Annotated in this window: 5 protein-coding genes; all 5 read right to left on the bottom strand. The window is 57.3% G+C overall.

Annotation, left to right across the window (positions count from 1 at the left end; translation table 11 throughout):
• Positions 1–797: 797 nt before the first annotated feature.
• On the bottom strand, positions 798–1,346 hold the full coding sequence (locus tag AU381_RS30610) for a hypothetical protein (protein WP_244425045.1): 549 nt from the start codon (positions 1,344–1,346) through the stop codon (positions 798–800).
• Positions 1,289–1,810 (bottom strand): integrase catalytic domain-containing protein, encoded by a 522-nt coding sequence (locus tag AU381_RS30605; RefSeq protein WP_153458867.1) that lies wholly within the window; start codon positions 1,808–1,810, stop codon positions 1,289–1,291. The genes AU381_RS30610 and AU381_RS30605 overlap by 58 nt, the downstream gene beginning before the upstream one ends.
• 540 nt (positions 1,811–2,350) lie before the next feature.
• The gene (locus AU381_RS01180; protein ID WP_015633401.1) at positions 2,351–2,899 is read right to left on the bottom strand and encodes a tetratricopeptide repeat protein; all 549 of its coding nucleotides are present in this window, start codon (positions 2,897–2,899) and stop codon (positions 2,351–2,353) included.
• Positions 2,900–2,915: 16 nt separating this feature from the next.
• Positions 2,916–5,009, bottom strand: coding sequence for a type III secretion system export apparatus subunit SctV (sctV, locus tag AU381_RS01175; protein WP_014857573.1), 2,094 nt, complete (start codon positions 5,007–5,009; stop codon positions 2,916–2,918).
• 188 nt (positions 5,010–5,197) lie between these two features.
• Positions 5,198–6,088: a SctD/MshK family protein gene (locus AU381_RS01170; RefSeq protein WP_014857572.1), complete on the bottom strand. Its 891-nt coding sequence runs from the start codon at positions 6,086–6,088 to the stop codon at positions 5,198–5,200.
• Positions 6,089–6,291 lie beyond the last annotated feature (203 nt).

Raw genomic sequence — 6,291 nt, 5'->3', positions numbered from 1 at the left:
GGCTATTCCTGTGCGCATGCGCCACACTCGCATACGCACGGGAATCCCATACGGACTCTTATGTTAGGCGGATACCACTAGGTCGGCGACAAGAGCGAGGCTGACGCGACAATGCTTCCGGTCGTCAGGCCGTCACCAGCAATCAGGAAGCTGCCTCCAAGGAAGGCCATGATCATAGATGAGATCTGCTTTGACGCTTGGCATGACGATCGCGTGGGCAGAACCTCCATTGCATGCGAGTTGGTATTCGTTGACGAGCCATCCCCGATTGTTTTGGAAACACAACCGTCAATGACCACGGATTGAGCAACACCAAGACGCCCACCGAGCGAAGTGCTGCTGCGAAGCCCTCCGCGCGTTCGATGCAGGCACGGGGATTGTTGCGGAAACCAGCGATGTCAAGGCGCATCGGCCGGTTCCAAATCGCGAGAACGGCGTGGCCGTTTCGCGATCCCATCGGGGTCGCATCATCTGAGCGCAGGTAGCTGACGGCGGAAGACCCTCGACTGCCGGAAAGAAGGGCGGATGCCTCTCTGTAAGCCATCGACAAAGGGAAGTACCATTGCATTCAGCGCGCCCTCGACGTGGACAAAGCGTCGGTGCGGATCGATCCCGACTTGGTCCAGAACCCTGATGCAGGACGCGATATCGTCGTGCGCCCCTTTCATGGTCGTTCCACAGGTCAATGCGAGAATGACGGTGCGATGGCGATTTGCGTGAATATACCTCTGAGAGAGCATCGGGGGAGATAGAGCCGGAATGTCAAGCGAATCGAAGAACTGACCCCTCCTATTGCCTCACCCAGGAATGTTACTGAAGTTGGGGGCATTGAGATGGCCCGTATCTCCTCCCGCCGCGGCGGGAGGAGATACGGGCGCGCGCTTCATCCAGTCGCCATCGAGTATGATCTGCCCGGCTATTTCCATGCGCCAAGCCTTGACGGCCATTTGCACCGTCCGCAGCGCTTTCTTGGTGAAGCGTGACGGATCGGCGCTCACAAGGCGCTGGAGCACCGCGGCTGCCGAGAGCGCCGGATCTGCCTCAAGCCACGCTCGAATCTGGGGCTCGAATGGCTCCAGCATGCTCGGCCTTTTCGGGTAAGGCTTGGTCCGCCGATAGGGCCGCCGATGTGTCGGCCGTTTCTCTCCAGCCTGCCAGGCTGTCTTCAAGCTCACGGTGAATCGCTGCAGATCGATGGCGAGCGGTTCTTCGGTCCCGGCATTCAAGCCACGGCGATCGACCCGCTTTCCGAGCTCCTCCTGTGCGGCACGAATTCCGGCAAACAGCATCACCGGATCTTCCCTTTCCAACATCGCCTGCAGCCGCTCCTTATCGGCCTCGGCCACACCGGAATGGGCAACCACCCGCGCGATAGGCGGCACGGGCGGATGGTAGCGTTTGACGACGCGGGCGCCGATCCGTGTCTTCTCTCGCAGCTGAACGAAGGCTGGAACAGATTGCCGTACAGACGCACCACGTCGTAGAGACGCCCAAGGACAACCGTCGCCTCCGCGCCGACGAGCCTTCCGTAACCGACCAGCCGTCGCACGATCGCGCCGTTCTTCTGCTCGACCCAAGCCTGATCGTTCTTTCGATACGCTCGCGAACGGGTCACCTCCAATCCCTGACTTCGGCACCAGCAGACCACACGTTCGTTCATGAAGGCGCTATCGTTGTCGAAGTCCACGCCCTGCAGCGGGAATGGAAACAGCGAGCGGGCCTGATTGAGGGCAGCGATAACGAGACCGCTTTCGCGCGTGCGGACTGGCACGCACTCGGTCCAGCCCGTAGCGATATCGGTCAGCACCATCGTCTGAACGAAACTACCGGACGAAGAGTCAGAAGCTACACTATGCTGCAATATTAATGCTATCATTATTCTGTAGGGTGACACTTTTGATGCAGAATGCTGCTTAATCGCCTAGGGAACCAAATTGGCTCCATTTGATGAGCCCCCATTTACGCACTACTATTATAAAGACCCTGGCCTGCGTGTTGCACCCGTGAGCTCGGCTGGGATTTATCCTGGAGCGCAGCGAACCGATGATGATCGTCAGGACAACGGCAGTTCAGCGGTAACGCGACCCTGAGATAGGCGGATGGGGGCAAGGTCAATAACCGGACCGACAAAACGCTGTACGCCGCGCGCCGGCCGCGCCCTCGGTGTCGAGCGCCACGGACACAGCGCCAATTCAAACCAGAGCCGCTGTCAGAAAATAGGATTAGCCGCTCAGTTCCGTCCCTTTAGTGTCGTGTTCAGCGCTCAATTGCTATAGGGCCTGCCTCGTCCCCAGGCACGCACGACGTGCCTGCGTCTGCTTCTCAAAGGTGAATGGTCATCACAGCAACGTTATCGCGATTGTGGCAAAGTACTCTGTTCGGACTTCCCTTCAAACGCAAGAGACAGATTGAGGTTATGGTGCAACATCTGATTCTCTGGGTTCGTTTCGAGAGCTTGCCGGTACAGCTCTTGTGCCGCGTCATGCCGCCCCTCAATGTCCAAGATGACTGCCTTCGCATTCAATGCACGCAAATTGTCTGGGGTCACGACCAAGACGTTGTCTAAAACCTGAAGCGCCTCATGCGGGCGTTTCTGCGCCACCAATGCTTTTGTAAGACGGATTGCCGCATCGACATTGCCTGGATGCTGCTTCAGATCATCCCGCAAAGCCCGCTCTTGAGCATCCTCACCGACGGCGCGCAAAATGCGTTGGCGCGTAGCCGCATTGATTTGGTTGGCGCCGAGCAATTGTGGGGCTGACGTCTCCTTCACTGAAAGAACGGGGTTATCCCACCTAGCACAACCGCCGAGAGGCAGAACGGAGAGTACTGCGAAGAGAACTAAGTTCAAACGAAATGAAAGCAACGGCGCGGCGACTCTATTCTCATGTGAATTCATGTTTGGTTCTCACCTATCATCCAGTAGTGGCAGAAGGGCGGAAACTGCGAGGTTCCCCTGACGTTCCATTACTGGGCGGGAGCCTGATGGATCCGGCGGGTTGAATTTTAAAATCGGAGGCGAGGTCCTGATAAGACAGTACGGCAAGCTCGATACCGTTTCGGGTAAGAAAACCGCGGACGAAGCGTCGGACATCCATTGAAGTTAAGACGATCGGGCGCGTCTGGCCCGGTGCCGTGCTCGAAAAGACCTGCCGCATTTGTGACAGCAGCGCCTCGCTTTGCCGATCCTCTAGTGCGAGGTAGGGGCCTGCAGCCGTTTCCCGAACCGCGCAGCGCACCACATCCTCAGTCTCACGTTCCATGACGAAGGCAGGTAGGACACCGTGTCTGCCATAGCGGTGACAGATCTGCCGCTTCATTCCAGAACGAACGTGTTCCGTGAGCAGGGCGACGTTTTGCTCACGTTCGCTCCATTCGGCCAATGCCTCCAAGACGAGCCGGGTATTTCGGATTGGTATACCTTCGCCCAAGAGGCGGCGCAGCACATCTGCAATCCGGGGGATCGGCGTGGTACGCAGCACCTCCTTCACCAGATCAGAGTATTCCTGCTCCATCCGGCCCAGTAGTTGGCGGGTCTCTTGGATACCCACCAAGCGCGGCGCATGGCAAGTCAACGTCGCATGGACACGCATCGCAAGGAGTTCGCTGGGACTATGATGCCGGATACCGGCGGCTTTGAGCGCCGGCTCGTGGCTTTGTTCAACCCAAATTCTGTGGGTTTCAGGATCATGCCGAAAAGGGATGCCGCTTGACTCAATCTTCTTCAGATCGTCTGCGAGGGAAAGCTGCGCCGGATTAATCAAATCCTGTTCGACGGGCACGCCTTCGACATCTATCCTGAATTGCGACTCGGGCAGCTGCTGGTCGACATCGACTGGGATCGGAGGAACGATAATGCCGAGATCGGCCGAGACTAGTTGGGAAATACGCGCAATGTGCTGCCGCAATTCGACCTGGTCGATCGCATTCGTAAGGCTCGGCGCGAGGAAGACGCCAATGGGATTTGGCTGCGCAGCCACGTTTCGCGTTTGAGACTCCGCCGGAGTTACAGTTGTAGCATCGACTTTGTCGGCATCTAGGACGTCACCTTTGACGAAGCTTGCCGCCGCGAAGACTGCGGCCAACATAAAAAAGACAGGCAGAGGGAAACCAGGAACGAAGCCCATGGCCACCAGGACGCAGGCCGTCAACCGCAATGCTCGTGTACTGGCGGTGAGTTGATTGGCTATGTCCTCACCGAGGTTGAGTTTCGAAGCCCCAGTTACACGAGTAACCATGGTTGCCGCTGTAATTGAGAGCAGCAGGGCGGGAATCTGCGAGATTAACGCATCACCTATCGTCAGCAGAGTGTAGTGATGCAGCACCTGGGCGAACGACATGCCCTTCGAGAGCAGGCCGATGGAAATTCCGCCCAGCATGTTGATGCAGATAACCACTAGCCCGGCGATGGAATCACCCTTCACAAACTTCATCGCGCCGTCCATCGCCCCATAAAGTTTGCTTTCTTTTTCTAATGCGGCGCGCCGCCTGCGGGATTCGTCGGCATCGATGTGACCGTTCCGCAACTCTGCGTCGATCGCCATTTGCTTGCCTGGCAAAGCATCGAGGGTGAAGCGCGCCGCCACTTCTGCCACGCGTTCGGCGCCTTTCGCGAGAACCATGAACTGCACCATGGTCACTACCAGAAATATAACGAAACCCACGACAATATTGCCTGAGATCACAAAACTGCCGAACGTGTGGATGATGCTGCCTGCCTCGCCCTCGGCCAGGATTAGTCGCGTCGTCGCGACGGTGAGCGCCAGACGGAATACCGTGGAAATCAAAATGACGCCGGGCAAAGAGGAAAAATCAAGTGGCGTGCTGACATACAGGGCCGCCATCAGCAGCAGTACAGCCAAACCCATGTTGAAGCCTATCAGCGCATCGACCGCCACGACCGGTATTGGCATGACCATCATACTGACGGCCAGAAGCAGCATCAACGCGACCATCAAGTCCGGGTTGGCCGGCGCATACTCGGTGAATTTACGCAGGGCGTTGGCCATGAGGTCCCTTCACGATCGTTTCTGAACACTCTGCTGCTACACAGGTGCAACGTAGCTCCAAGACCGCAGGCGCGTCGTCCGTGAGGCCGACCCCTGCAGCGGATGGCTGCGCATAAGATTCAAAGGCAAGTGCGAAGTTGACCGGTCATCAAGTCTGTCCAAGATCGTCAGCCCTGCGCTGGAATACTTTAATACGGGAGAGCAGCAAGGCGGCCATTTCGGCTTAGCATTACGCGACCGTCCTCGATCCGTTCGACCATCCAACCATCGTCCAAAAGAGCGCCGACGAAATATTTCTCTCCTTTGATGACAAGATACGGAAGCGACCCACGCCAGACAGCTTCGACTGCGATTGCGGATGGCGCCTTCTCATCGTCGATAATCACTCCATTCAACAGCGCTAGAGCGCCCCTCGTGCGATGATCGAACCACTGCTGCACTTTATGCCAACTGATGGCCGAAGCAGACGTGACCGTGCCCTCGACTGTCACAACACCCTCAGCGGCGCTGATCTTAATGTTGGACAGACCGGCTCTGTCGACTTCCTGTTGGAGGGCTTTAGCGGCTGTGAATGCAGTCTCATCATCAGTGCGATTATCAGGCAGCTTGGGTTCCCGGGCATCACCAGATAAATCGGCGTTCGATACAACAGCGTTGTCGTAGTAAGAGAAAATGGCCGAGAGCACGCCGATCCCGAGAGAACCGAGCAACACCAAGGCGAGCACAGATATCGAGAGGCGTGGTTTACCGATCGAACCAGATGACGCTGCATCCTGCACTGACCAGAGAATGGACATCGCGCCTGCATGAATGACGACAGGAAGGGGCGCGACAACCCGCTCGCCTGCGGCAATATTCCCGTTTCCCTCTATGCTGAGACCGGCAGCAAGCGCCTCGACCTCAAGTGTTTTGCCCAGAAGAGTGACGCGAAAATGATGCGGCGCGAGGCCCTGCTCGACGAAGACTATGTCGGCGTCGAGGCCGCTACCGATCAAGCTGGTTTCTAGAGCCGTCGTACCAGTCAGTTCACAATAGAGCCCTGAGATAACTTTGAATTGAAGCGAAATGGCGTCGTTCACTGACGATATCCAGACAAAAGAGAAGCCGCACGGCGAGTGGCATGCGGCTCATCTCGGCTCCACTTCGTGCCAATTGTGCTACGCAGTGCCTAGAGCCCCATCCGCATCACTGTACGCGTTCATCCGCCGCCTTCTTGGTTGTCTGGAGCTCGGTCGTAACAGTGCGCAGTAGCATACTCCTAGCCGTAGCCTCTGCGCTCACC

This window comes from Sinorhizobium glycinis (assembly GCF_001651865.1).
Taxonomy (GTDB): Bacteria; Pseudomonadota; Alphaproteobacteria; order Rhizobiales; family Rhizobiaceae; genus Sinorhizobium; species Sinorhizobium glycinis.
The sequence above is the reverse complement of the archived record's forward strand: the minus strand, read 5'-3'. Positions and strand labels throughout refer to the sequence as shown.

Excerpts from the sequence above, each read along its gene's own strand:
- sctV (WP_014857573.1), bottom strand. The coding sequence starts at position 5,009 with ATGGCCAACGCCCTGCGTAAATTCACCGAGTATGCGCCGGCCAACCCG.
- AU381_RS01180 (WP_015633401.1), bottom strand. The coding sequence starts at position 2,899 with ATGAATTCACATGAGAATAGAGTCGCCGCGCCGTTGCTTTCATTTCGT.
- AU381_RS30605 (WP_153458867.1), bottom strand. The coding sequence starts at position 1,810 with ATGGTGCTGACCGATATCGCTACGGGCTGGACCGAGTGCGTGCCAGTC.